Source organism: Serratia sp. AR11 (assembly GCF_056376275.1).
The window spans coordinates 4,551,960-4,578,343 of sequence record NZ_CM150739.1 but is presented as its reverse complement, the minus strand read 5'-3'; the positions used below and the strand labels follow the sequence as shown (position 1 = coordinate 4,578,343).

At 56.1% G+C, this 26,384-nt stretch carries 23 protein-coding genes; 19 read left to right on the top strand and 4 right to left on the bottom strand.

The genetic code is table 11. The annotated features are described in order from the left end of the window. Window positions 1–129 precede the first annotated feature (129 nt). Entirely contained in the window at window positions 130–837 is a 708-nt protein-coding gene (gene sfsA, locus ACSOSI_RS21590; protein ID WP_017893929.1) for a DNA/RNA nuclease SfsA, read from the bottom strand. Beyond that, window positions 834–1,376: an RNA 2',3'-cyclic phosphodiesterase gene (gene thpR, locus ACSOSI_RS21585; RefSeq protein ID WP_012146685.1), complete on the bottom strand. Its 543-nt coding sequence runs from the start codon at window positions 1,374–1,376 to the stop codon at window positions 834–836. Before thpR ends, sfsA begins: the two co-directional genes overlap by 4 nt. Window positions 1,377–1,455: 79 nt before the next feature. Between thpR and hrpB the strand changes: the two genes are divergently transcribed. The 10 genes from hrpB (at window position 1,456) to nadS (ending at window position 15,492) form a co-directional block, all read left to right on the top strand. Continuing rightward, window positions 1,456–3,894, top strand: coding sequence for an ATP-dependent helicase HrpB (gene hrpB / locus ACSOSI_RS21580; RefSeq protein ID WP_476706111.1), 2,439 nt, complete (start codon window positions 1,456–1,458; stop codon window positions 3,892–3,894). A gap of 99 nt (window positions 3,895–3,993) precedes the next feature. Next, window positions 3,994–6,498 carry a bifunctional glycosyl transferase/transpeptidase gene (gene mrcB, locus ACSOSI_RS21575; protein WP_261422787.1) on the top strand — a complete coding sequence of 835 codons (2,505 nt, stop codon included), beginning with the start codon at window positions 3,994–3,996 and terminating at the stop codon, window positions 6,496–6,498. A 181-nt stretch (window positions 6,499–6,679) separates the two neighbouring features. Further along, window positions 6,680–8,074, top strand: coding sequence for a DUF1996 domain-containing protein (locus tag ACSOSI_RS21570; RefSeq protein WP_261277263.1), 1,395 nt, complete (start codon window positions 6,680–6,682; stop codon window positions 8,072–8,074). Window positions 8,075–8,296: 222 nt separating this feature from the next. Then, on the top strand, window positions 8,297–10,492 hold the full coding sequence (gene fhuA, locus ACSOSI_RS21565) for a ferrichrome porin FhuA (RefSeq protein WP_476706110.1): 2,196 nt from the start codon (window positions 8,297–8,299) through the stop codon (window positions 10,490–10,492). A gap of 47 nt (window positions 10,493–10,539) precedes the next feature. Continuing rightward, on the top strand, window positions 10,540–11,337 hold the full coding sequence (fhuC, locus tag ACSOSI_RS21560) for a Fe3+-hydroxamate ABC transporter ATP-binding protein FhuC (RefSeq protein ID WP_012146680.1): 798 nt from the start codon (window positions 10,540–10,542) through the stop codon (window positions 11,335–11,337). After that, window positions 11,337–12,245, top strand: coding sequence for a Fe(3+)-hydroxamate ABC transporter substrate-binding protein FhuD (gene fhuD, locus ACSOSI_RS21555; RefSeq protein ID WP_261409237.1), 909 nt, complete (start codon window positions 11,337–11,339; stop codon window positions 12,243–12,245). The genes fhuC and fhuD overlap by 1 nt, the downstream gene beginning before the upstream one ends. Continuing rightward, window positions 12,242–14,230 carry a Fe(3+)-hydroxamate ABC transporter permease FhuB gene (gene fhuB / locus ACSOSI_RS21550; protein ID WP_368460916.1) on the top strand — a complete coding sequence of 663 codons (1,989 nt, stop codon included), beginning with the start codon at window positions 12,242–12,244 and terminating at the stop codon, window positions 14,228–14,230. Before fhuD ends, fhuB begins: the two co-directional genes overlap by 4 nt. A gap of 316 nt (window positions 14,231–14,546) precedes the next feature. After that, on the top strand, window positions 14,547–14,699 hold the full coding sequence (locus tag ACSOSI_RS21545) for a Hok/Gef family protein (protein ID WP_041418706.1): 153 nt from the start codon (window positions 14,547–14,549) through the stop codon (window positions 14,697–14,699). 222 nt (window positions 14,700–14,921) lie between these two features. Next, complete coding sequence (locus ACSOSI_RS21540; RefSeq protein WP_476706109.1) at window positions 14,922–15,206, top strand: type II toxin-antitoxin system RelE/ParE family toxin; 285 nt, start codon at window positions 14,922–14,924, stop codon at window positions 15,204–15,206. A gap of 1 nt (window position 15,207) precedes the next feature. Continuing rightward, on the top strand, window positions 15,208–15,492 hold the full coding sequence (gene nadS, locus ACSOSI_RS21535) for a NadS family protein (RefSeq protein WP_153859146.1): 285 nt from the start codon (window positions 15,208–15,210) through the stop codon (window positions 15,490–15,492). A 101-nt stretch (window positions 15,493–15,593) separates the two neighbouring features. Here nadS and metK read toward each other — a convergent pair whose 3' ends face one another. Next, window positions 15,594–16,748 carry a methionine adenosyltransferase gene (gene metK / locus ACSOSI_RS21530; protein ID WP_012146676.1) on the bottom strand — a complete coding sequence of 385 codons (1,155 nt, stop codon included), beginning with the start codon at window positions 16,746–16,748 and terminating at the stop codon, window positions 15,594–15,596. 516 nt (window positions 16,749–17,264) lie between these two features. On the opposite strand from metK, the gene ACSOSI_RS21525 reads away from it, so the two are divergent. The 5 genes from ACSOSI_RS21525 (at window position 17,265) to rluF (ending at window position 22,226) form a co-directional block, all read left to right on the top strand. Next, window positions 17,265–17,408, top strand: a complete 144-nt coding sequence (locus ACSOSI_RS21525) for a hypothetical protein (protein ID WP_476706108.1) — start codon at window positions 17,265–17,267, stop codon at window positions 17,406–17,408. A gap of 98 nt (window positions 17,409–17,506) precedes the next feature. After that, on the top strand, window positions 17,507–17,650 hold the full coding sequence (locus tag ACSOSI_RS21520) for a virulence promoting factor (protein WP_112347340.1): 144 nt from the start codon (window positions 17,507–17,509) through the stop codon (window positions 17,648–17,650). Continuing rightward, the gene (gene speA, locus ACSOSI_RS21515; RefSeq protein ID WP_012146675.1) at window positions 17,643–19,619 is read left to right on the top strand and encodes a biosynthetic arginine decarboxylase; all 1,977 of its coding nucleotides are present in this window, start codon (window positions 17,643–17,645) and stop codon (window positions 19,617–19,619) included. The genes ACSOSI_RS21520 and speA overlap by 8 nt, the downstream gene beginning before the upstream one ends. A 772-nt stretch (window positions 19,620–20,391) precedes the next feature. Further along, complete coding sequence (gene speB, locus ACSOSI_RS21510; protein WP_115183856.1) at window positions 20,392–21,312, top strand: agmatinase; 921 nt, start codon at window positions 20,392–20,394, stop codon at window positions 21,310–21,312. Window positions 21,313–21,365: 53 nt separating this feature from the next. Then, on the top strand, window positions 21,366–22,226 hold the full coding sequence (rluF, locus tag ACSOSI_RS21505) for a 23S rRNA pseudouridine(2604) synthase RluF (RefSeq protein ID WP_017893917.1): 861 nt from the start codon (window positions 21,366–21,368) through the stop codon (window positions 22,224–22,226). Between the two features lie 50 nt (window positions 22,227–22,276). Here the strand turns inward: rluF and ACSOSI_RS21500 are convergent, their stop codons facing one another. Beyond that, window positions 22,277–23,524 (bottom strand): MFS transporter, encoded by a 1,248-nt coding sequence (locus ACSOSI_RS21500; RefSeq protein WP_476706107.1) that lies wholly within the window; start codon window positions 23,522–23,524, stop codon window positions 22,277–22,279. 394 nt (window positions 23,525–23,918) lie between these two features. Between ACSOSI_RS21500 and ACSOSI_RS21495 the strand changes: the two genes are divergently transcribed. From ACSOSI_RS21495 to ACSOSI_RS21480, 4 genes are read left to right on the top strand one after another with little or no spacing between them, the layout of a single operon-like run. Further along, window positions 23,919–24,236, top strand: coding sequence for a non-heme iron oxygenase ferredoxin subunit (locus tag ACSOSI_RS21495; RefSeq protein ID WP_012146671.1), 318 nt, complete (start codon window positions 23,919–23,921; stop codon window positions 24,234–24,236). A gap of 2 nt (window positions 24,237–24,238) precedes the next feature. Continuing rightward, a complete protein-coding gene (locus ACSOSI_RS21490) occupies window positions 24,239–24,547 on the top strand; it encodes a recombinase-like helix-turn-helix domain-containing protein (RefSeq protein ID WP_012146670.1) in 309 nt (102 codons plus the stop codon). 20 nt (window positions 24,548–24,567) lie between these two features. Beyond that, a complete protein-coding gene (locus ACSOSI_RS21485; RefSeq protein WP_476706106.1) occupies window positions 24,568–25,611 on the top strand; it encodes a Rieske 2Fe-2S domain-containing protein in 1,044 nt (347 codons plus the stop codon). Continuing rightward, window positions 25,608–26,363: an SDR family oxidoreductase gene (locus tag ACSOSI_RS21480; protein ID WP_135344943.1), complete on the top strand. Its 756-nt coding sequence runs from the start codon at window positions 25,608–25,610 to the stop codon at window positions 26,361–26,363. The genes ACSOSI_RS21485 and ACSOSI_RS21480 overlap by 4 nt, the downstream gene beginning before the upstream one ends. The last annotated feature ends 21 nt before the right edge of the window (window positions 26,364–26,384 follow it).

Genomic DNA, 26,384 nt, shown 5'->3' with positions numbered 1-26,384 from the left:
AGGCCGCTATAAATAACAGATGGGAAGTAGGTTGGCAATTATTCCTGTCGCCTGCTTGACAATGGTGTGAAGGAAGGCGTATTTGGCGACGCGTTAACCGGTTGTCGAATTATTGGTGCCCGGTCAGTGCTAATCGATAAAAAACGGTAACTTATCGCAGAGATATATACCGTCAGGTGATAATTTAGCCCCATAGCAAACCACTTCTACGCCCAACTGCTGAACCTGTGCCAACAGTGTCGCATAACGCTCATCTATATGATGTGCCGGTGCGACCTGCTCAATACCGCTATGTAACACAGCAAAGAACAATACCGCCCGTTGCCCGCTTTCAACCACGCTTAGCAACTCACGTAAGTGCTTCTGTCCTCTGAGCGTTACCGCATCAGGGAAGTAACCACGTTGTTGTTGCAATAATGTGACTGACTTAACTTCAATATAGCAGTTAGCGCGATCTTCTGCCTGTAATAACAAATCGATACGACTGCTTTCGCTGCCATATTTTACTTCGCTGCTTATTTTACTGTAACCGGATAATTCATTGATTAGATTCTGTTCGATCGCCTCACGTACCAGGGTGTTGGCTCGCAGGGTGTTCACGCAGATCCAGTCCCCCTGTTGGGTATGCGTCAGTTCCCAGCTGTGGGCATATTTACGTTTGGGGTTATCCGAGGTGGAATACCAGACGGTATCGCCAGGCGTGGCACAGCCGGTCATGGCACCGGTATTGGCGCAGTGCAGGGTGAAGGTTTCCCCTTCCGGGGTAATGACGTCCGCCAGAAAGCGTTTGTAACGTTTAATCAGCGTGGCGTGGCGCAACGGTGGCGAAAAAATCATGGCGTATCCTGATGGGCTAAAGACCATTGCTCAAGCATCTGATAACGCGTGCGGCCGTTTTCAAACACTGACTGGTACAGGGCGAATTCGTTAGCGCTGAAGTTCCAGCCCGGCGTAGCGGGCGGTACGGCGACCGGCTGCGTTGCGCTGCGCAGCAGGGTGATATGCGGATGAAACGGCATGGGGTTTTGATAGCAGCCGCTGCGGGCCGCTTGCGATCGCAACAGCTCCGCCAACTGCAATAGCCCACGCGGCGCACGGCGGGTGCCGAGCCAGACCACGCCGGGGCGCGGCCAGTGGCCGAGGTCATCGAGCACCATGCTGAAACCGGGCTGGCTGATACGGGCGGCCAGCTTTTTCAATGCAGATTCTTTTTGCGCCGAAACGTCACCAAGAAAGGCCAGCGTCAGATGTAAATTGGCTGCCGCGACCGGCCGGCCGACTTCCGGCGCGAAGGCTTCGGCACGCCAGCGGATCACCTGTTGCTGCAGCGCATCAGGCAAGGTCAGGGCGAAAAACAGGCGGCGCGAGCTGGACATAGGTTCCCGGCAAGTAATGAAAGGCGGAGTCTAATGCTACAATGTGCGCCGTCCAATGTTAACCACTACGGAGAGTTCTGTGTCTTCACTGCCCGTCAGCGCGGTTCTTGATGAATTACTCACTGCGCTGCAATCCGCCCCGCAGGTATTGCTGCATGCGCCGACCGGTGCCGGTAAATCCACCTGGCTGCCATTACAGATCCTGGCCAGAGCCGGGCTGCCGGGGCAAATTATCATGCTCGAACCACGGCGATTGGCGGCGAAAAACGTGGCTTATAGGTTGGCACAGCAACTGGGAGAAGAGCCTGGCCAGACGGTGGGTTACCGCATGCGCGCCGAAAGCAAAAGCGGGCCGAATACCCGATTGATCGTTGTTACCGAAGGGATTCTTACCCGCATGCTGCAGCAGGACGCCGAGCTGCAGGGCGTCTCGCTGGTGATCCTCGACGAATTCCATGAACGTAGCCTGCAGGCCGATCTGGCATTGGCGCTGCTGCTGGACGTACAGCAGGGGCTGCGTGACGATCTAAAGCTGCTGATCATGTCGGCGACGCTGGATAACGCCCGCCTGTCGCAGTTGCTGCCGCAGGCCCCAGTGGTGGTCTCTGAAGGCCGCAGTTTCCCGGTTGAACGCCAGTATCAGCCGTTGGCCAGTCATCAGCGGCTGGAGGACGGCGTGGCCGCGGCGGTCAAACGCCTGCTGTCGGAACAGACAGGATCGCTGTTGCTGTTCCTGCCGGGCGTAGCGGAAATCAACCGGGTGCTGGAGCGGTTGAACGGTGAGGTGGCGGCGGATACCGAACTATGCCCGCTGTACGGTGCCTTGCCGTTGGCACAGCAACAGAAAGCGATTCAACCGGCCCCCGCCGGGCGACGCAAAGTGGTGCTGGCGACCAACATCGCCGAAACCAGCCTGACCATCGAAGGTATCCGGCTGGTGGTAGACAGCGGCCTGGAGCGAGTGGCGCGTTATGACGTGCGTAACGGTCTCACGCGGCTGATCACACAACGTATCAGTCAGGCGTCAATGATCCAGCGTGCAGGCCGTGCCGGGCGTCTGGAGCCGGGTATCTGCTGGCATCTGTTTGCCAAAGAGCAGGCAGAACGGGCGGCAGAGCATGCCGAACCGGAAATTCTGCAAAGCGATCTCGCCGGTTTTTGGCTTGAGTTGCTGCAATGGGGCTGTCATGACGTCGGGCAACTGACCTGGCTCGACAGGCCACCAGAAACGGCGCTGGCGGCAGCCCGCAGGCTGTTGCAGCGGCTGGGGGCCATTGATGATGGCGATAAACTCACTTCGCGCGGCCGGCAGATGGCCAAACTGGGCTGTGAGCCACGGCTGGCGGCGATGCTGGCCCACGGCGCGGAGCTTGGAGCCGATGGGCTGGCAACGGCCGCCGCGCTGGCGTCGTTACTGGAAGAGCCTCCGCGCAGCGGACAAATGGATATCGGCTACTGGCTGAGCCGCCCACAGCCGAACTGGCAACGCCGTGCCACCCAGCTTGCCCGACGTTTGCCAGGAAAAACCGGGCAGGTTGATGTCGAGATGGCACCGCGCCTGCTGGCGTTAGCCTTCACTGACCGCATCGCTCAACGGCGCGGTCAGGATGGCCGTTACCTGCTGGCCAACGGCATGGGGGCGGCGATGAATCAGGATGAGGCGTTATCGCGTGCGCCATGGCTGATCGTTCCCAGCCTGTTGCAAGGACATAACAGCCCCGATGCCCGCATCCTGCTGGCGCTGCCGGTTGAGATTGAGGCGCTGGCGGCACAGTTGCCGGCGATGGTTTCCCAGCAAACCGCCGTAGAGTGGGATGAGGAAAAAGGCACGCTGCGCGCCTGGAAACGCCAGCAGATTGGTCGCCTGACGCTGCGTGCGCAGCCGCTGGCCAAACCGGCTGCCGAAGAGCTGCAACTGGCGCTGCTCAATTGGGTACGTGCCCAGGGGGTAGCGGTGCTCAACTGGGACACCGCCGCCGAACAGTTGCGTGTGCGCCTGCAGTGCGCGCAGAACTGGCTGCCGGAGGCTGACTGGCCGCCGGTCGACGATGAGTCGTTGTTGGCATCACTGGAACAGTGGCTGCTGCCGTCGCTGAGTGGCGTACGCGACATGCGTGGGCTGAAACAGGTGAATATCGCCGAGGCGCTGGCGCGGTTACTGAATTGGCAGCAAAAGCAGCGACTGGATAATGCGTTACCCACTCATTACACTGTGCCGACCGGCAGCAGGCTGCCTATCCGCTATGATGCCGGCAAACCCCCGGCGCTGGCGGTGCGTTTACAGGAAGTGTTTGGTGAACAACGCAGCCCTATGCTGGCAGAAGGTCGCATCCCGGTGGTGCTTGAGTTACTCTCACCGGCGCACCGGCCGTTGCAAATCACCGGCGATCTGGCGGCGTTCTGGCAGGGCGCTTATCGGGAAGTGCAAAAAGAGATGAAAGGGCGTTACCCGAAGCACGTGTGGCCGGACGACCCGGCAAATACCGCTCCTACGCGGCGCACGAAAAAATATCAGTAAATGAATTCAGATGTTTCTTCTGTTCAGCGGCGTCACGCCACGACAGATTAAGCGACTTATAATGGCCGGCAGTGCCGCCAAGTCTGGAGATTAACAGCAATGGCTGGGGATGACCGCGAGCCCATCGGGCGCAAAGGGAAACAACCAACACGCACCGCGTCGCGCAAGCCGCCGCGCCGTCGTCGAGATGACGATTACGATGATTACGAGGAAGACGAGTACCAGGATGACGAAGATGATTATGAAGACGAGGAAGAACGCATGCCGCGTAAGGTAAAAGCGACTCCGCCGCGTAAAAAACGCCGCTGGCTCGGCTTGCTGATCAAACTGATTCTGGTGGTTGCCGTGCTGTTGGCAATCTACGGCGTTTATCTGGATTCGCAGATCCGCAGCCGCATTGACGGCAAGGTCTGGCAGTTGCCGGCGGCGGTGTATGGCCGCATGGTCAACCTGGAACCGGGTATGCCGTACAGCAAAAAGGAAATGGTCGATCTGCTGCAGGGCATGCAATACCGTCAGGTCAGCCGCATGACCCGTCCGGGCGAATTTACCGTACAGGCCAACAGCATTGAGATGCTGCGTCGTCCATTTGACTTCCCGGACGGTAAAGAAGGGCAGATCCACGCCCGTCTGGATTTCCAGAACAACCGCCTGGCGAAAATCGAGAACATGGAAAACCAGCGCAGTTTCGGGTTCTTCCGCCTCGATCCGCGCCTGATCACCATGTTGCAGTCACCTAACGGTGAACAACGTCTGTTTGTCCCGCGCGCCGGTTTCCCGGACCTGCTGGTGGATACGTTGATCGCCACCGAAGACCGTCACTTCTATGAACATGACGGCATCAGCCCATACTCCATCGGCCGTGCCGTGCTGGCTAACCTGACCGCCGGGCGTGCGGTGCAGGGCGGCAGTACCCTGACGCAGCAGCTGGTGAAAAACCTGTTCCTGACCAACGAGCGTTCGCTGTGGCGTAAGGCCAACGAAGCCTATATGGCGTTGCTGGTGGATTACCGGTACAGCAAGGATCGTATCCTTGAGCTGTATCTGAACGAGGTTTACCTCGGTCAGAGCGGCAACGACCAGATCCGCGGTTTCCCGCTGGCCAGCCTGTATTACTTCGGCCGCCCGGTGGATGAACTGAGCCTGGATCAGCAGGCGCTGCTGGTTGGCATGGTTAAAGGGGCGTCGCTGTATAACCCTTGGCGTAACCCTAAACTGGCGCTGGAACGCCGTAACCTGGTACTGAAACTGTTGCAGAACCAGGGGGTTATCGATGCCGAACTGTATAACATGCTCAGCGCCAGGCCGTTGGGCGTGCAGCCGAAAGGTGGGGTGATCACACCACAGCCGGCGTTTATGCAGATGGTGCGTCAGGAACTGCAAGCCAAGCTGGGCGACAAGGTTAACGATCTGTCCGGTGTGAAAATCTTCACCACGCTGGATCCGGTTTCGCAGGATGCGGCGGAAAAAGCGGTCGAAGACGGTATTCCGGCATTGAGGGCGGCTCGTCACGTGCAGGATCTGGAAGCGGCGATGGTGATTGTCGATCGTTTCAGTGGTGAAGTTCGCGCCATGGTCGGCGGTGCCAACCCGCAGTTCGCCGGGTTTAACCGTGCGATGCAGGCGCGCCGTTTGGTCGGTTCACTGGCCAAGCCACCCACTTACCTGACCGCGTTGTCCGAGCCGGATAAATACCGTCTGAATACCTGGCTGGCGGATCAGCCGTTGACGCTGAAACTGCAGAACGGCACCGTCTGGCAGCCAAACAACTATGACCGCAAATTCCGTGGGCAGGTGATGTTGGTGGACGGGTTGGCCTTCTCACTCAACGTGCCGACGGTGAACCTGGGTATGGCGGTTGGGCTGGATCAAATCAGTGCCACACTGCAACGTCTGGGCATTCCGAAAGCGGAAATCAATCCGGTACCTTCCATGCTGCTCGGCGCGATTGGCCTGACGCCGATGGAAGTGGCGCAGGAATACCAGACCATCGCCGGTGGCGGTAACCGTGCGACGCTGTCTGCGGTGCGCTCGGTGATCGCCGAAGACGGTTCGGTGCTGTACCAGAGCTTCCCGCAGGCGGAACGCGTGGTGCCGGCACAGGCCGCTTATCTGACGCTGTACGCCATGCAACAGGGTGTCGCACGCGGGACTTCTCGCTCGTTGTCGGTGAAATTCCCCAACTACAATCTGGCGGCGAAAACCGGTACCACCAACGATCTGCGCGACAGCTGGTTTGCCGGTATTGATGGCAAGGAAGTGGCTATCGCCTGGGTGGGTCGTGATAACAACGGCCCGGCCAAGCTGACCGGTGCCAACGGTGCGCTGACCCTGTATCGCCGCTATCTGGAAAACCAAACGCCGCTGCCGCTGATGCTGCAGCCGCCGGAAGGTATCAACCAGATGGGCATCGATTCAGGCGGTAACTTTGTCTGTGGCGGCGGCGGGCGCACCATCCCGGTGTGGACCGACAATCCGCAAGGGCTATGTCAGGCAAGCCAGGCCGCTCAACAGCAGCAGCAACAGCAACAGCAGCAGGATGCGGGTGAGCAAAAAGATGCTGACGGCGTTGCCGGTTGGATCAAGGACATGTTCGGCAAGTAAACATTGCTGAAACCTTCCCTAAAGGGCACAAATTTTTGTGCCCTTTTTCATGTTTATATCAATATGTTGGCATTTTCTATTCCCTATTATCGGTGTCGATGAAGGGCGGTCACACCTGAGAATTAACCTTCAAGAGGTCTCGACGTCGCCTTCTCGCTAAAACGTAATAAGGAACATAACGATGCGATACCTTTCTGCTTATTCAGCGCTAACCATCGGCATGGCCGGTGGGTTACCCCTCAGTACTTTTGCCGTACAGCCCAGCGGGCCGCAGGCCGACGTGCAATGCCATTACAGCCATACGCTGGCCGACGATGCCATTATGATGCCGGGCGAGGCCGGTATGGCGATGTGGCATGATTTCTTTGGCAACACGGCAACCGACGCCAATTCTACCTCCGATACTTTGTTGGCTAACCCGGAAACCACCTGTAATAACCTGGCCGACCATTCCGCGTACTGGGTGCCTGCACTGCGGTTGGAAGATGGCACGGTGGTGCGCCCGGCCTATCAGAAAACCTATTACCAGGCGAAAAACGTAGAGCAGTTTCCGCTGCACCCGTTTCCGCATGGGCTGGAATTGTTGGTGGGTGACCATCAAGGCACTAAACCCACGCCTGGCGTGGTGAACTATTTTTGTCAGGGGCAAGGGTATTCTTCTGTGCCGTTTAAAAACTGTCCGCCGTATGCGCCAGGTAAACTGCAATTCAATATTGCTCTGGCATTCCCTAATTGTTGGGATGGTAAAAACCTCAAGCCAGGCAAAACGTTGAAAAATGCGGTCTACGCGGTGAAGGATGCGTGCCCGGCGGCCTATCCGGTGAAACTGCCAACCATCAACATGAACGTCGCCTATGAGCTGGATAGCGATACGGCGGTGGATCTCAGCAAGGCGCAGTTGTCGCTGGATCCAGTGATGGAAAACGGCAAAATGGTCGAGAAATGGGGTTCGATCTATACCGCACACGGCGACTTTATGAATGGCTGGACTGAACAGGCCGCCGTTTTTATGACCGAGCAGTGCATGAATTTCCCTATGGATTGTGGCAAAAAAATACCTTCTAGCTATTCAGTTCCACTGGCTGAGGCTACGGTTGCCGCTGATGGCAGCATAAATGAAAATCCTGCAGAGCTGTTGGTGCGGGGAGACAGCAAAAAACCTGGCCTCAGGAAAATTGCCTATCTCAAATTTGCTGTGCCTGAGTGGCCGGCAGACAAAGATATTGATACCGATAAAGATCTGGTTTATCACCTGCGCACGGTTGCTGGCAACGTGACCGACGCCACTGCCGGCATGATCTATTTTTATCAATGCAACAATGACTGGCAGCCGGAGAACCTGAGCTGGGGCGCCCGCCCGGCATGTTCTACCGACACCAAAACGGCGCTGTATCTGGACCACAATCGCGAATACCGTTATAGCAACGTGGATGCGTGGTTGCGGCAGGCAGTGAAAAATCAGCAAACCGAGATCACTATCGCGGTGGAAGGTAATGACAGCGGTCGTCTGTTCAGTATTGATTCAGCCGAGAGCAAAACACCGCCGTTGTTGATGTTAACGGGATATAGGAAATAAACGCATTGTGTTGTCCGGCCCGCACTATTGTGTTGCGGGCTTTTTGTTCTTATCCGCTCAGTCTATTCCCACTCTGTTAATCCGTGTATCAACCCCGTCCCCTCTGGCTTCTGCTGCTGAAATGAGCTTGCAGTTTAATTTGGCTTCTGCATAAAATGCGTCGCTTATAATAATTATTATCGTTTACATTCGTCATCAAATAATAAACCAGAGAAACCACCTATGCCGACCAAGCGTCTTTCATCTTTCGCGGCCAAGCAGGGCCGCACTCACGTCAGTGGGTTAGCGATGACTATCGCTGCCGCACTTGGCACGCTGGCAATGCCGGCATTTTCCGCCGAGGCCAAACCGGTCGCCAAGGAAGACACTATTACCGTTGTGGGCAGCAGCCAACCGCAGCAGGAAAGCGCCTGGGGGCCGGTCGGCACCTATGTGGCCAAACACAGCGCCACCGGTACCAAAACCGATACGCCGATCGAAAAGAACCCGCAGTCGGTTTCCGTGGTAACGCGTGAAGAGATGGATATGCGCCAGCCGGAGACGGTGAAAGGTGCGCTGGCTTACTCGCCGGGGGTGTACGCCAGCCGTGGTAGCTCCAACACTTATGATTCGGTGGCTATTCGCGGCTTCCCGGCGGTGAATACCAACCAGTATCTGGACGGTCTGCGCCTGCAGGGCGACAACTATAGCGAAGCGTCAATCGATCCTTACTTCCTGGAACGCGCCGAACTGCTGCGCGGTCCGGTCTCGGTGCTGTACGGCAAAAGCAGCCCGGGTGGCCTGGTGGCAATGGTCAGCAAGCGGCCAACCACCGAACCGCTGCGCGAAATCCAGTTCAAGATGGGTACCGATAACCTGTTCCAAACCGGTTTCGACTTTAGCGATGCGCTGGACGACAACGGTGTTTACTCTTACCGTCTGACCGGCCTGGCGAAAGACAGTGACTCGCAACAGAACATGGCCAAAGAAAAGCGCTATGCGATCGCACCCTCTTTCAGCTGGCGTCCTGACGACAAGACCAACTTTACGCTGCTGGCTAATATCCAAAACGATCCCTATACCGGTTATTACGGCTGGCTGCCGAAGCAGGGCACGCTGATCCCGTTGCCGGACGGCAGCAAGTTGCCAACTGATTTCAATGAGGGTGAAGCCAGTAACTATACTTCCCGCAAACAACGGATGATCGGTTATAGCTTCGAACATGCATTCAACGATACTTGGGCGGTGCGTCAGAATCTACGCTATATGCAGTTGGAAACCGATCTGAAGAGCATATACGGCAGCGGTGTTTCTGCTGCAACGCCAACCACCATTAATCGTGCCTATGTTCAGTCTAAAGAGCATCTGAACAGCTTCTCGGTAGATACTCAGGCACAGGCTAAACTGAAAACCGGCGATGTCGATCATACGCTGTTGTTCGGTGTGGATTACATGCGCATGCGCAATGATATCAACTCCGGGTTTGGCACTGCAGATGGTCTGAGCATGACTAATCCGCAGTATGGCAACGACGGCTATGTTATTAATTTCCCTTATAACTATCTGAACCGTCAGGAACAGACGGGCCTGTATGTTCAGGAGCAAGGTGAGTGGAATCAGTGGCTGTTGACGCTGGGCGGCCGTTACGACTGGGCGAAAACTTCGGCCTATAATCGCAATGCGGGAACCACAGATGAACAGACTGATGGGCAATTTACGTGGCGTGGTGGTCTGAACTATCTGTTTGAAAATGGTATCACTCCTTACTTCAGCTATAGCCAATCGTTTGAACCAAATCTGGGCACCACCGCTGGGGGGAGTACCTTTAAGCCTTCGATCGGTAAACAGTATGAAGCCGGGGTGAAATATGTGCCGAAGGACCGTCCTGTCGTCCTGACCGCAGCCTTGTACCAGTTGACCAAGAACAACAATCTGACGACAGATCCGAACAATATTTTGTTCAGCATGCAAAGCGGAGAGATTCGTTCACGCGGGGTTGAATTGGAAGCCAAGGCAGCGTTGAATGCCAACGTCAACCTGATTGCTTCTTATACCTACACTGACGCCAAGTATACTGAAGACACCAATTTCCAGGGTAAGCCGACACCGGAAATCCCTAAACATCTGGCTTCCATATGGGCGGACTATACCTTCCATGAAAGTGCGGTCAGTGGCCTGACGTTGGGTTCCGGCGTACGCTATGTCGGCTCCAGCTCTAGCTTCAATGGCGACAACAGCACCTTTAAAGTGCCGGATTACACGCTGGTTGATGCGACCATCAAATACGATTTGGCGCGTTTCGGCCTGCCTGGCTCGTCCGTCGGTGTTAATATTAACAATCTGTTTGATAAGACTTACGTTTCAAGCTGCTATCGCGACTACGCCTGCTATTGGGGCGCAGAACGTCAGGTGGTCGCCACCGCAACCTTCCGCTTCTAACCGGATTACCGGGGCGGCATCATGTCGCCCCGGAAAAAGTAGGACCTATGCAGGATAAACACCCCAATCACGACGCCACTTTTACCCTGGACAGCGCCAGCTTTGCCGTTCCCGGCCGCGTGCTGTTGCAGCCGTTATCGCTGACCTTTCCCGTGGGAAAAGTCTGTGGGCTGATCGGCCATAACGGCTCCGGTAAATCCACGCTGCTAAAAATCCTTGGTCGCCATCAAAGCCCCACCACCGGCAACGCGCTGCTTAACCAGCAGCTACTGGGCCAGTGGGACAGCAAGGCCTTTGCGCGTCAGGTTGCCTATCTGCCCCAGCAACTGCCCGCTGCAGAAGGCATGACGGTGCGTGAACTGGTGGCGATTGGCCGCTATCCATGGCATGGCGCGCTGGGCCGTTTCGGCGCTAACGATCGTCAGCAGGTGGAAGAGGCGATTGCGCTGGTGGGTTTGAAGCCATTTGCCAACCGCCTGGTGGACAGCCTGTCCGGCGGGGAGCGTCAACGCGCCTGGCTGGCGATGATGGTGGCGCAAGACAGCCGCTGTCTGCTGCTGGATGAACCTACCTCGGCACTGGATATCGCTCATCAGGTTGAGGTGCTGGCGCTGATCCAGCAACTGAGCCGGCAACGTGGCCTGACGGTGATTGCGGTACTGCACGATATCAATATGGCGGCGCGCTACTGCGACCATCTGGTGGCCTTGCGCGGCGGTGAGATGATTGCCCAGGGCAGCCCACTGGATCTGATGCAGGGCGAGGTGCTGGAACAAATTTACGGTATTCCTATGGGAACGCTGCCACATCCAAGCGGCGGTGCGCCGGTGAGTTTTGTCTACTGATGCCTGATTCCTCCGATTTTCACCATGACGCCGTTCGCCGACGCCTGTTGACGGCAATGGCGCTGTCGCCCTTGTTGTTTTCTTTGCCGGGACAAGCCGCAGCCACGCCGCCTGACCTTGCGCGTATTGTGGCGCTGGAATGGCTGCCGATTGAGCTGCTGTTGGCGCTGGGGGTTACCCCGCTGGCGGTCGCTGATATCCATAACTACAACCTGTGGGTGGAAGAGCCAAAGTTGCCCGCCTCGGTGATTGATGTCGGCCAGCGCACCGAACCTAACCTCGAGCTGTTACAGCAGCTTCAGCCATCGCTGATGTTGCTGTCGAAAGGCTATGGCCCCACGCCGCAAAAGCTGGAGCCTATCGCGCCCTCAATGAGCTTTAGCTTCAACGACGGCAGCGGCAAGCCGCTGACGGTGGCCAGGCAGTCACTGCAGGCATTGGCGCAGCGGTTGGGGCTGGAAACCCGGGCGGTGCAGCATTTGGCTCAGTTTGACCGCTTTCTTCAGGATGCGCGTCAGCGTCTGCATTCATACACCACACGGCCATTGCTGATGTTTTCACTGATCGACACTCGCCATGCGCTGGTCATTGGCCAGAAAAGCCTGTTCCAGGAAGTGATGGATCAGCTTGGAATAATCAATGCCTGGGAAGGGGAAACCAACTTTTGGGGCACGGCAGTGGTGGGGATTGAACGTCTGGCGGTGGTGAAAAGTGCGCGGGCGATTTATCTCGACCACGGTAATCAGGAAATGTTGAAGAAAGTCAGTTCCACCCCGCTGTGGCAGGCATTACCGTTCGTGCGGCAGAATCAATTGCGCCAGGTACCGGCGGTGTGGTTCTACGGGGCAACGCTGTCGGCGATGCGCTTCTGTCATCTGCTGGAGCAGGCGCAGGAGAGTTATTCATGAGCGCGCGCATCCGGGCATTTCCGCTGACGCTGGTACTGCTGTTGTTGGCTGCGGCTGGCGGTCTGACTCTCTACAACCTGTTGCAACAACTGCCCTGGGCATTATGGGGGCAGGCGCTGATGGCGCCGAACATCGACGATGTGCAGCAAATGCTGTTCCACTATAGCCTGTTGCCGCGGCTGTCGGTCTCTCTGTTGGCCGGTGCCGGGCTGGGATTGGTCGGCGTGCTGTTCCAGCAGGTTTTGCGCAATCCGCTGGCGGAGCCGGCAACGCTTGGCGTTTCCGCCGGTGCCCAGCTTGGGTTGACTGTCGCTACGCTGTGGATGTTGCCCGGCGGCGAGTTGACTCGCCAGTTGGCCGCCATGGCGGGGGCGGTAGTGGTCGGTGGGCTGGTGTTCGGCGTGGCCTGGGGCAAACGTATGTCGCCGGTGACGCTGATCCTGGCCGGGCTGGTGCTGGGATTGTACTGCGGTGCGGTCAACAGCCTGCTGGCGTTGTTCAATTATGATCAGCTGCAGGGGGTGTTCCTGTGGAGTACCGGAGCGCTGAATCAGCAAGACTGGAGCAACGTACAGTTTATTCTGCCGCGCCTGCTGGTGGCCGGGCTGTTGGCGGTGCTGCTGCTGCGCCCACTGACGCTGCTGGGCCTGGATGATGGCGTGGCACGCAATCTTGGGCTCGGGCTGTCGATGGCGCGTTTCTGCGCGCTGGCAGTGGCAATTATCTTCAGCGCCATGTTGGTGAATGCCGTTGGGGTGATTGGTTTTATCGGCCTGTTTGCTCCGCTGATGGCGAAAATGCTGGGGGCGCGTCGGTTGGCGCACCGCATGATGTTGGCACCACTGCTGGGGGCTCTGCTATTGTGGTTAACCGATCAGGTGATGATCTGGCTGACGCAGGTATGGCGAGAAGTGCCGACCGGTGCGGCTACCGCGCTGTTTGGTGCACCACTGTTGTTATGGTTGCTACCGCGCCTGCGTAGTGCTTCGACACCACCGCCGATGAATCTGGGCGATAAGGTACCGGCCGAACGTGGCCACTTGGTGGTGTGGGTGACGCTGGCAGGGGCGGTGCTGTTGGCCGGAATTGCCGTTGCGCTGATGTTTGGCCAAAACGCTGCCGGCTGGCACTGGAGTCAGGGTGCCCAGCTGGAGTCATTGCTGCCGTGGCGCTGGCCTCGGGTATTGTCGGCACTGGCCGCGGGCATGATGTTGGCGGTGGCAGGGACCCTAATCCAAAAACTGACCGGTAACCCAATGGCCAGCCCGGAAGTCCTGGGTATCAGCTCGGGAGCCGCCTTTGGCGTGGTGATGATGTTGCTGATAGTTCCGGGTGATGCCTTTGTCTGGTTGTTGCCGGCAGGCAGCCTGGGGGCCGCGGGAACCCTGCTGGTGATCATGATTGCCGCCGGGCGCGGAGGCTTCTCCACCGAGCGTATGCTGCTGGCCGGTATTGCGCTCAGCACGGCGTTTACCACCACCATTTTCCTGCTGCTGGCCAGTGGCGATCCGCGCACCGGTGGGCTGCTGACCTGGATTTCCGGCTCCACCTATTCGGTGACGCCAGAGCAAGCAGTGCGTACGGCGGTCATTGCGTTTGCGTTGATTGCGTTGGCGCCGCTGTGTCGTCGTTGGCTCAGCATCCTGCCGCTCGGCAGTGCCACTGCCCGTTCGGTGGGCATTGCCCTGACGCCGGTGCGCTTGAGCATTCTGCTGCTGGCCGCCACGTTGACTGCCATGGCAACGCTGACCGTAGGGCCATTGAGCTTTATCGGTCTGATGGCACCGCATATGGCGCGGATGTTGGGTTTCCGCCGTGCGTTACCGCAGATGGTGATTGCCGGGTTACTGGGCGGGCTGCTGATGGTGTTTGCCGACTGGTGCGGACGCATGGTGATGTTCCCGTACCAAATACCCGCCGGGCTGCTGGCGACCTTTATCGGCGCGCCGTATTTCGTTTACCTGTTGCGCAAGCAAACCTCGTAAACGACCCGGCGACTCCGGTTTTTGCTCTCAAAGGCTCAGCATTGCTGGGCCTTGTTTTTTTTGTATTTACAGACTGTTGCAGCGCTTTGCGCAACGCTGCGCAGAAACGGAATTTAGTGCGGAAAGGGACGCCGAAACCAAGGTATGGGTGAATATACTGCGTGCGGGTGCTCTGGATCTTTCGTCCTGAGCATACGCAAGGGATAGAAAGAGAAAAGCCCCGTGTCGATATACATCAACCCGAGGCCAACTCTAACGCCAGAGAACGTTAGGTTAGCTTCTTACCTGCCGAGAGGCAAGGAAAAGGAGGTCAAAAATGCAGCAGGGACGGATAGTTCCAAGGCTGATGATTATCTGCATGACGCTGATTGCGCTTATGTGGATCACCCGCGGTTCGCTGTGCGAATTGCGCATCAAGCTGGGCGACACGGAAGTTGCAGCCATTCTGGCTTACGAATCCAAAGGGTAAGGCAACCCAACGGCGGGGGCGTTGCTCCCGCCTGTTGGTTGTTTGTGCGTTGATCCATGAGCACCCATCCGATAAAAACAAAACGGCAGGCCTCGGCTTGCCGTTTTCACTTTGGCAATCTTGTCGAGAGGCAAGGAAAGGTGCATCCATACACTCAGATTACCTTGGTGTACGTAGTACATCTCATGGTGTATTGTGTACCTCAACATGGAGAGGGTGCCAGTGAGTCATGCGCTAGTATTTATTGAGATCCCGATGTTCACGCGGCAGGTAAAGCAAATAGCCACGGACGATGAGCTAAAAGAACTCCAGAAAGAACTCATCGAATCGCCAGGCAAAGGCGATCTGATTCAGAAAAGCGGCAGTGCCAGGGGGATTTACTTTCTGGCGACCGAAGAGGTTATCTATTTGGTGATGGCCTACCCGAAAAGCATTAAAGACAGTCTGACTGATGCGGAAAAATCAGTGCTGAAGAGATTAACGAAATTGCTGAAAGATGAGGTGTGACATGAGCTTTTTTGACGATATGAAAACGTCTCTTGAAGAGGCTGTCGACATTAAAAATGGCGTTACTGCACCAGCCAATGTCACTCGTTATGCTATCGCAGATGTGAAGGCGATCAGAGCGCAGCTTAACGTTTCACAGAGCGAAATGGCCCAGGCACTGGGTACCAGCGTTGATACCATCAAAAGCTGGGAAACCAAAAGACGTAACCCAACAGGTCTGGCCGCAAAGGTGTTGGCAGCCATCCAGGCTAACCCTGAATTGTTCCGCGAACTTGCTGCGCATTAGTTAACGCGGTGATTGTTGTCTCATCTGTAGTCTGTACCTCATCCAATAAAAACAAAAACGGCGAGCACCAGGCTCGCCGTTTTCACTTCCGATACCCGGGCTTATTTCAGGCCGGCGGCATCGCGCAGCAGGGCTGCCTTGTCGGTGGCTTCCCAAGGGAAGTGCTCACGGCCGAAGTGGCCATAGGCAGCAGTTTCGCGGTAGATCGGCTGCAGCAGGTCCATCATCTGGATCAGGCCGTATGGGCGCAGATCGAAGAACTCGCGCACCAGCAGGGTCAGCTGCTCGGTAGGGATCTTCTCGGTACCGAAGGTTTCCACCATGATTGAAGTCGGTTCTGCTACGCCGATAGCGTAGGAAACCTGGATCTCACAGCGGTCAGCCAGGCCGGCAGCCACGATGTTTTTTGCTACGTAGCGCGCAGCGTAGGCTGCTGAACGGTCAACCTTGGACGGATCCTTACCGGAGAATGCACCGCCGCCGTGACGAGCCATGCCGCCGTAGGTATCAACGATGATTTTACGTCCGGTCAGACCGCAGTCGCCCATTGGGCCACCGATAACGAAACGGCCGGTTGGGTTGATGTGGTATTTGGTGCCGGCGCTCAACCATTCGGTAGGCAGAACCGGTTTGATGATCTCTTCCATCACTGCTTCTTGCAGGTCTTTGAGAGAAATATCTTCGGAATGTTGAGTGGACAGTACTACCGCGTCGATACCAACGATTTTACCGTCGTCGTACTGGAAGGTGACCTGGCTTTTTGCATCCGGACGCAACCATGGCAGAGTGCCGTTCTTGCGCACTTCGGCCTGGCGCTGCACCAGACGGTGTGCGTAGGTTACCGGTGCAGGCATCAGCACTTCGGTTTCGTTGGTGGCATAGCCAAACATCAGGCCCTGATCGCCGGCACCCTGTTCCAGCGGATCGGTACGGTCGACACCCTGATTGATATCCGGGGATTGCTTACCGATGGCGCTCAGTACGGCACAAGAGTTGGCGTCGAAACCCATATCTGAATGAACATAGCCGATTTCACGCACGGTTTTACGGGTGATCTCTTCGATATCTACCCAGGCGCTGGTGGTGATTTCACCGCCGACCAGCACCATGCCGGTTTTCACGTAGGTTTCGCAGGCTACGCGTGCTTTAGGATCCTGTTCCAGGATGGCGTCGAGAACGGCATCGGAGATCTGGTCGGCGATTTTGTCAGGATGTCCTTCAGAGACGGATTCAGACGTGAAAAGGTGTTTAGCCATTGTGTTCGTTACCTTGCATAAGACGGGTTAGAAATTACTGCACAGCGCTGGAGATCCGGCATCAAAGCGAAGGGTCTTCCGCTGATGGCGCGAGATGCATCCTGCAACGCCCCTCAGGCAAAGCCGTTAAGCAGTTTCTTCGTTAATCAGTATAGATGGATTAACATCTGGACGTCTATTTTAGGTCAGGCCTTGGCCGGATTGCCAGTATTTTTTTGCCATTTCGCTCTTTTGCGCAAAGCCGGCGACGCCATTTTCATCGCTTGAAACAGTTTCCGGCAAATTTTCATTTTGCATTTTCCCCGTGTTATCGGTATAAACTGCGCGCGCGGCTCATTTGATGCACAGCGTGGGGCAAGAAGTTGTAAATTTCTGTGACGCTCCCGTTAGTCGCCTGATGGTCAGCCGCAGACGCCGCTTTTGGCGTCGCCGCTTCATAGAACGGTCACGTTCTTACACTATTAATAGAGGCTCGGTCGTTCATTGTGGGCGGCGTGCGTGGAGGTGGTTGGATTAATGATCCGTTGTCTACCGGTTGTTGGTTCTCAGCAACAGTGCCGTTCTGGCGCACATTCTTTTGCTATCTCCCGTCTTGTCTCTACACCACCTTTCAGGTGTGATAAACACCTGGGCGCTACTCAGGATTCTCGGGCCGGTTAACGGTCGTCTGAAGAACTGAACAAGGGTAGCCTGCAGCCTTCCTGTGGGATGTTTCTTGACCCGATTCACGAGGTTTGAACAGGGTGTCTTACAATTATATGAGTAATAAACCGATCGCTGACCGCGAACGGCAGTTTTATTCGCTGCCGCAAGGGCGGTTTGTTGGGTTGTTCTCGCGGGTTGTAGCTGCGATAGTGGCTGACTGTATCGTCAGTACGGGATGTGAGGCGAGTAATGTCTGATGATCTATTGATTCACCGTCCGTCAGCAACGGGCGAATCTATATCTTTGCGCTCCATGCAGGAGGTTGCTATGAATGACCGTGATGCCAGCAAGATGCTGCGCACTTATAACGTCGCCTACTGGGGCAACAACTATTATGACGTCAATGAATTGGGCCACATCAGCGTGTGCCCTGATCCAGACGTCCCGCAGGCACGTGTCGACCTGGCCGATTTGGTAAAACAACGCCAAAAAGATGGCCTGCGTTTACCGGCGCTGTTCTGTTTCCCGCAGATCCTGCAGCACCGCCTGCGTTCGATCAATGCCGCGTTCAAACGCGCGCGTGAATCGTTCGGCTATGAAGGCGGTTATTTCCTGGTTTACCCGATCAAAGTGAATCAGCACCGTCGCGTGATTGAGTCCCTGGTCAACTCCGGCGAACCGCTGGGGCTGGAAGCCGGCTCCAAAGCCGAGCTGATGGCGGTGCTGGCGCATGCCGGCATGACCCGTTCGGTGATCGTCTGTAATGGTTATAAAGACCGTGAATACATCCGTCTGGCGCTGATCGGCGAAAAACTGGGGCACAAGGTGTACCTGGTGATCGAGAAGATGTCCGAGATCAACATGGTGCTGGAAGAAGCTGAACGTCTGAACGTGGTACCGCGTCTGGGTGTGCGTGCGCGTCTGGCTTCACAAGGTTCCGGTAAATGGCAGTCGAGCGGTGGCGAAAAATCCAAGTTCGGTCTGGCAGCCATTCAGGTGCTGAAGCTGGTGGAAACCCTGCGCGAAGCGGGTCGTCTCGACAGCCTGCAACTGCTGCACTTCCACCTGGGATCGCAACTGGCCAACATTCGCGATATCGCTACCGGCGTGCGCGAGTCTGCACGTTTCTACGTTGAACTGCACAAGCTGGGCGTTAACATCCAGTGCTTCGACGTGGGCGGCGGTCTGGGCGTGGATTATGAAGGCACCCGTTCGCAGTCCGACTGCTCGGTGAACTATGGCCTGAACGAATACGCCAACAACGTAATCTGGGGTATCGGCGACGCCTGTAATGAACATGGTTTACCGCACCCGACGGTGATCACCGAATCCGGCCGTGCGGTCACCGCGCACCATACGGTGCTGGTATCTAACGTGATCGGCGTTGAACGCAACGAATTCAGCGAGCCATTGCCGCCGGCAGAAGACGCGCCGCGCGCGTTGGAAAGCATGTGGGAAACCTGGCAGGAATTGAACGAGCCGGAAAACCGTCGCTCGCTGCGCGAATGGCTGCACGACAGCCAGATGGACCTGCATGATGTTCACACTCAGTACGCTCACGGCATGCTGGATCTGACCAAGCGCGCCTGGGCCGAGCAGCTGTACCTGAACATCTGCAACAAAATCCAGCAGCAGTTGGATCCAAGCAACCGCGCCCACCGTCCTATCATCGACGAACTGCAAGAGCGTATGGCGGACAAGTTCTACGTCAACTTCTCGCTGTTCCAGTCAATGCCGGACGCCTGGGGTATCGATCAACTGTTCCCGGTGCTGCCGCTGGAAGGGTTGGACAAGCCGCCGGAAGGCCGCGCGGTGCTGCTGGACATCACCTGTGACTCTGACGGCACCATCGATCACTACATCGACGGTGACGGCGTGGCGACCACCATGCCAATGCCACCGTACGATCCGGAAAACCCGCCGGCGCTGGGCTTCTTTATGGTCGGTGCCTATCAGGAAATTCTGGGCAACATGCACAACCTGTTCGGTGATACCGCCTCGGTTGACGTGTTTGTCTTCCCTGACGGCACGGTAGAAAGCGAAGTGTCCGATGAAGGTGATACCGTTGCCGACATGCTGGAGTACGTGCAGCTCGATCCTACCGCGCTGCTGGCCAAATTCCGCGATCAGGTGAAAGAAACCGATCTGGACAGCGAGCTGCAGGCGCAGTTCCTGGAAGAGTTTGAGGCCGGTTTATATGGTTATACTTATTTAGAAGATGAATAAGTAGAGCCGAACTGAAAGGCCGGGCATCTCCATGATGTCCGGCCTTTTTTAATGGTTTTCTTCTATTATTTTCAGTTTTATGAGTTTTTATAATCACCATTGACCTGGTTTATGGTGAAACCTCCAATCTATAATTAATTTTAATACTTATTTTGACTCAATAAGTTGGTAAAAATAATTCATTGATATCATTGAGATAGGAATGTAGATAAGTACTATTTCTATGGAGATTTCATTCAGTGCATCAAATTTAGAGCACAGATAACCCAATGGAATACTTGATAAGAAAGCGATAACTTCTAGCGTTATATAAAGTTTTTTATTTTTAATGCTTCGTTTGTAGCTCATTGGCATGATGTTAAACATGGCTTTGATTAATTCCGTTTCATATATCAGTTTGATTTTTTTATTTATTAATGGGATGAATGTTCTATTTTTGTATTATTAATAAAGTTGGTCGATGTAATGAACTTAAATGATTTATCCGCCAGGTAAAGGGATCAAAATCACAAAGCTCGAAGTGTCGGCGAGCGGCGACGTTCACATGCCTGAAGGATGCAGGGTCTATACTGGGTGACGACGAGCAGTCGGGATGATGATGCGCGCTCTTGAAGCGCGAACCAAATACGGCGATAATCTGCCGTATCAGCAGTACTAAACAGATTTCGAATGGATCCCTTTCTCGTCGGGCTAACGACGCGGGAGGGATTTTTTTTTGCCAGCGCCTGTGTGATTTTTCAACAGGTGAAACGTTGAAATATGAGGGTTTACTATGAGTACCTTAGGCCATAAGTCCGATAATTCTTTAGTGTCCAACGCCTTTGGTTTCCTGCGCTTTCCGCTGAACTTTATGCCTTACGACAGCGATGCAGAGTGGGTCATCACCGGCATTCCATTTGACATGGCAACCTCCGGCCGCGCCGGTGGCCGTCATGGCCCTGCGGCGATCCGTCAGGTTTCCACCAACCTGGCATGGGAAGGCAACCGCTGGCCGTGGAACTTTGACCTGCGCGATCGTCTGAACGTCGTCGATTGTGGCGACATCGTGTTCAACTTTGGTGATGCTCAGAGCATGAGCGACAACCTGCAGGCGCACGCGGAAAAACTGCTGGCGGCCGGTAAACGTATGCTCTCTTTCGGCGGCGACCACTTCGTCACGTTGCCACTGTTGCGTGCGCACGCCAAACATTTCGGCAAAATGGCGCTGGTGCACTTCGATGCCCATACCGACACCTACGCTAACGGCAGCCAATATGACCACGGCACCATGTTCTTCCATGCGCCGAACGAAGGCCTGATCGATCCAACACACTCGGTGCAGATCGGCATTCGTACCGAATACGATCACGACAACGGCTTTACCGTATTGGATGCTGCGCAGGTTAACGATCGCAGCGCGGACGACCTGTTGGCCCAGATCAAACAGATCGTCGGCGATATGCCGGTGTACCTGACCTTCGATATCGACTGCCTGGATCCGGCGTTCGCACCGGGCACCGGCACGCCGGTGATCGGCGGCCTGACCTCCGATCGCGCGCTGAAACTGGTTCGCGGCATGCAGTCACTGAACATCGTGGGTATGGACGTAGTAGAAGTGGCTCCGGCCTACGATCAGTCCGAGATCACCGCGCTGGCTGCGGCGACCCTGGGCCTGGAAATGCTGTATCTGCAGGCTGCCAAAAAGCAATCTTAAACAGTAACAGCTAAAACTCTGGCCTTTCAGAGGCCAGAGTCCATGGAGAAAGCATGCTGACCAAACCTTCCACACGTCTCAACAAATATATAAGCGAGAGCGGGATTTGCTCGCGCCGCGATGCCGATCGTTATATCGAACAAGGCAATGTTTTTATCAATGGCAAGCGCGTGACGCTTGGCGATCAGGTGTTCCCAGGCGACGTCGTCAAGGTCAACGGTCAGCTGATTGAACCGCGTAATGAAGACAATCTGATCTTTATCGCGTTGAACAAGCCAGTCGGTATTGTCAGCACCACGGAAGAAGGCGAGAAAGATAATATTGTCGATTTCGTCAATCACAGCACTCGTATCTTCCCGATAGGGCGATTGGATAAAGATTCACAGGGCCTGATCTTCCTCACCAACCACGGCGATCTGGTGAACAAGATCCTGCGGGCGGGCAACGACCACGAGAAAGAGTATCTGGTCACGGTCAATAAACCGGTAACCGATGACTTCATTCGTGGCCTGGGGGCCGGCGTGCCAATGCTGGGTACGGTGACCAAAAAGTGCAAGGTGAAGAAAGAAGCGCCATTTGTGTTTCGCATCGTGCTGGTGCAGGGGCTTAACCGCCAGATCCGCCGCATGTGCGAACATTTCGGCTATGAGGTGACCAAGCTGGAGCGTACCCGCATTATGAATGTGGGCATGGCCGGGTTGCCTCCGGGTGAATGGCGCGACTTAACTGACGATGAGCTGGTCGAACTGTTCAAATCGATCGAAGGCTCTTCCTCAGAAGCCAAGCCGGCGAAGAAAGCCAAACCGGCGGTGAAAAAGCCCGCCAGTGCGCCGAAAAGCGCCGAAAAGCCAGCCGGAGGTGCTCCTGCGCGTAAGCGCTTCGCTCAGCCTGGCCGTAAAAAGAAAGGGCGTTAAGCCGCAGTAACATGAATATGAGTCGGGGCTCGTTATCTGCCCCGACCCTTTTACGCCCGCCTTGCCTCACGCGTCATCAGCATCCGGCTGAACAGCACGCCGCCCGCCAACAGTGTCACTACCTGCGACACAATCAGCACCGCAAACCCCGAAGACACCTTGCCCTGGCTGGCCATCACCATGCCCATAATCATAGGTACAAACGCCGAGAACATATTGCCGATGCCGTTAATCAGCCCATAGGCGCTGCCGACGGCCTGCGGCTGCGCATAATGCTGCAACAGCGTCGGGATCGCGGCTCCCTGAGCGCCCCAACAGGCATTGGCCGCCAGCAGGAAGAAGGCTATCCAGCCGAGCTGTTCGCTATGCATCACGCCATAGATGCACAGTGCCGTTGCCGCACCGCCAAAGGCGAAAATCAGCGGTGCCTGATAAGGACGGATGCGATCAAGCAGTACGCCGCCGAGATATTTAGAGGCAATGCTGACGATAAACGGCAAGGAGGCCATCCAGCCCATCTGTTTGATGGAAAAGCCTTTCTCGTCGGTCAGGTAGGCCGGGAGCCAGGAGCTGGATCCCCACAGATAGCTGAGGGTGGCGATCTCGATAAGCATGATCCAGCCGAGCATCGGGGTGCGCCAGGCGAGGGTAAAAGTATCCCAGACGCGTTGCAGGATCGGTCTTGGGTCAACAGCGCGCGGCGGCATTGCGGCGGGATGGATAAACAGCCGCACCAACGCCAGCCCCAGCAACAGGTTGATCAGCGCCAGCAGATAGAAAGAAACCGCCCAGCCGAAGTGCGCCATCAGGAAGCTCACCAGTGGAAAGCCAATCACCAGCCCCAGCGAGACGCCCAGAGTGCTGACCGCATTGGGCTTGCCGCGTTCATCGGCAGCGAAGTGATCGCCGATATACATGGTTTTCAGCGAGAACAACGGGCCCTCACTGACACCCAACAATGCGCGCACCGCAAATAACAGCAGCAGCGACCCTGCCAGCGGCGAGGCGGCGGTGAGCAACGCCCATAGCACAATGCTCAGCGTCAGCGCACGGCGATAACCCATCAGGGTTTCCAGAAACGGCGTCAGCAGCATGGCGGAAAGCCCGTAACCGAGCAAAAACACCGTCATCAGCATGCCCTGATGCGCACGGTTTCCCCCGAGCTGAAAGTGCTGCAGAAAGTCGGGGTTAACCAGCATCACGGCGATATTGACCCGATCGGCATAGGCGATGACGATCAAAAACAGCAGGGCCACAACCCCGAACCAGCGTTGACGTTGTTGCACAATGCGCTCCATCTGCGCTCCTTTGGCGGGTGGTTAAAGAATTCAGGCAGCAGAGAACTAACCCGCTGATTTCACAGTGCTGAAAAGCAGGGTTGAGTCATCTAAATGTAAATTTATTGTTATTTAAAAGGATGATTAGTCAGTGAGAGAGAACTTTTACTCTCATTGCCTCAGCCAGATCAACCTGTTTTTTGCCATGAATTTGTGATGAAAAGCACAATGTTCATCAGTTTTTCATATCGGTGCATTTTTTCGTGATCCTCTCCGCATTTGTCATGTTTAAACAACTTTCCATTAACAATTGCCGCTTTGCTCTCTTGACGAAAGTTTCACCAGACTTATAGTGAGCGTATTAAATAAGAAACTGAGTTTCATATATGAAACAATCAGATAGAGGACAGAAGCAATGAGCTGGAAGAAAGTGTGTGAAGTGTCTCAGGTGAAAGAAGATTTTCCTTTCTCCGCCAACGTGGAAGGGAAAGAAGTCGGGGTGTATCTGATCGACGGCAACTATTACGCGCTGGAAGACGTTTGCCCACATGCCTATGCCTTGCTCAGCCAGGGGTTTGTTGATGACGGTAAGGTCGAGTGTCCGTTGCACGAAGCATTGTTCGACGTGCGTACCGGCCAGTGTCTGCGTGAGCCAGGCGGCCGCGATCTGCAAACCTATGCCACCCGGGTGATCGACAATCAAATCCAAATCACCTTTATTGCGGAGGAGTAATCATGCAGCACATCACCGATTTCAATCCCTGGCTGCCGGACACCCAACAGGTGATCCCGGCGCGCGAAGGCGGCAACGGTCAAATTCACCAACCAGGCCAATTCCAAAACGTCATCTGGCAGAACCGTGCCCGGGTGCCGGACGGTTTTGAAACTGCGCTGGTGACGGCGTTGGAAGAGATCTTCGATCAGGGTGCGGAAGAGTTGGAGCAGATCGTCAGTGCGCTTAATCAGCGTCGCCTGTTTGATCGCAACGGCCAACCGTGGAATGAGACGGCGTTCCGCGAATTCCTGCACGTTAACGGTTTCTGATCCACACCCGGGAGAAGACAATGACAGCAAACACAACATCCTCCGCACAAGCCTTGCAGGACTATCTCGATCAGGGGCTGCGCGGCATGTGGTATCCGGTGCTGGCCAGTTGGGAAATTGGCAATAACCCGGTCGGCATTACGCGTCTGGAGCAGCAAATCGTGGTGTGGCGTGACGGCGAAGGCGCGATCCACGCGCTGGAAGATCGCTGTCCGCATCGCGGAGCGCGGCTTTCCATGGGCTGGAACCTGGGCGATCGCATCGCCTGCTGGTATCACGGCGTGGAAGTCGGCGGTGACGGTACGGTTAAAGACGTGCCGGCGGTCGATCGTTGCCCGCTGGTGGGGCAAAAATGCCTGCGTTCTTATCCGGCCAAAGAGGCCTACGGCGCGGTGTTCCTCTATTTCGGCGTGACCGCAGATGAAGAACCGACCGAACTGACCTTCCCGCCGGAGCTGGCGGACGAAGCGGCCTACAGCAACTTCCTGTGCACCGCCAGTTGGGACTGTAATTACCAGTACGCATTGGAAAACGTGATGGATCCGATGCACGGCACCTACCTGCACTCCTCGTCGCACTCAATGGCGGAAGGGGATCGCAAGGCGGATATGGCGCTGGAGCCGACCGACAGCGGTTTCATCTTTAAGAAGAATGGCCAGATCGGCGTGAATTTTGACTGGGTAGAGTTTGGCAGCAGCGGAGCTTACTGGATGCGCCTGTCGATCCCGTACAAAAAACGCTTTGGGCCGGGCGGCCACTTCTGGATCATCGGCATGGTGGTACCGGAAGACAAGGATCACTGCCGGGTGTTCTTCTGGCGGATCCGTAAGGTGAAAGACTGGCAGCGTGACATGTGGCGCTTTATGTACCGCAACCGCCTGGAATCCTTGCACTGGGATGTATTGGAGCAGGATCGCATCGTGCTGGAAAACATGGCACCGAACGCGCGTGGCCGTGAATATCTGTATCAGCATGACGTCGGGCTATCTCGCCTGCGCCGCATGATGCAAAAAGAGGCGCAGAAACAGCTGGCGCGGCTCAGTGAACTGGAGGCGGCGCAGTGAACGGCCTGCTGACGGGGAAACGTATTGTGGTGACTGGCGCTGCACGCGGGCTGGGGCGTAGTTTCGCCGCCGCTATTGCCGCCGCCGGTGCCAAGGTGGTGATGTGCGATATTCTGGCGGATGAATTGGCAGACGCTGCCGCCAGCCTGCGCGAGCAAGGTGCTCAGGTCGAAAGCCAGGTTATCGATCTGGCCGATCCTGCCTCGATCAGCGCCGCGTTTAACGCCATCGCCGAAGGCGGAGCGATCGACGGGTTGGTGAACAATGCGGCCCTGGCCACCGGCGTCGGCGGCAAAACCATGATGGAATACGACATCGATCTGTGGGATCGGGTGATGCAGGTTAACGTACGCGGCACCTGGCTGGTGAGCCAGGCGGCGGTACCGCTGCTGGCTCAAACCCCGCATGCCAAGATCGTTAATGTGGCTTCGGATACCGCGCTGTGGGGCGCACCGCGCTTAATGGCCTATGTGGCCAGCAAAGGGGCGATTATCTCGATGACCCGCTCGATGGCGCGTGAGCTGGGCCCGCAGGGCATTTGCGTCAATGCCATCGCACCGGGCCTGACGCGGGTGGAGGCCACGGAATACGTGCCTGCCGAGCGTCACCAACTGTACGAGCAGGGCCGGGCCTTGGCCGGGGCGCAGCATCCTGACGACGTCAACGGCACGGTGCTCTATCTGCTGTCACCGTTGGCAAACTTCGTGACCGGTCAGTTGTTGCCGGTTAACGGCGGCTTCGTCTTTAACTAATCAATATTCAATTAGCCAGGA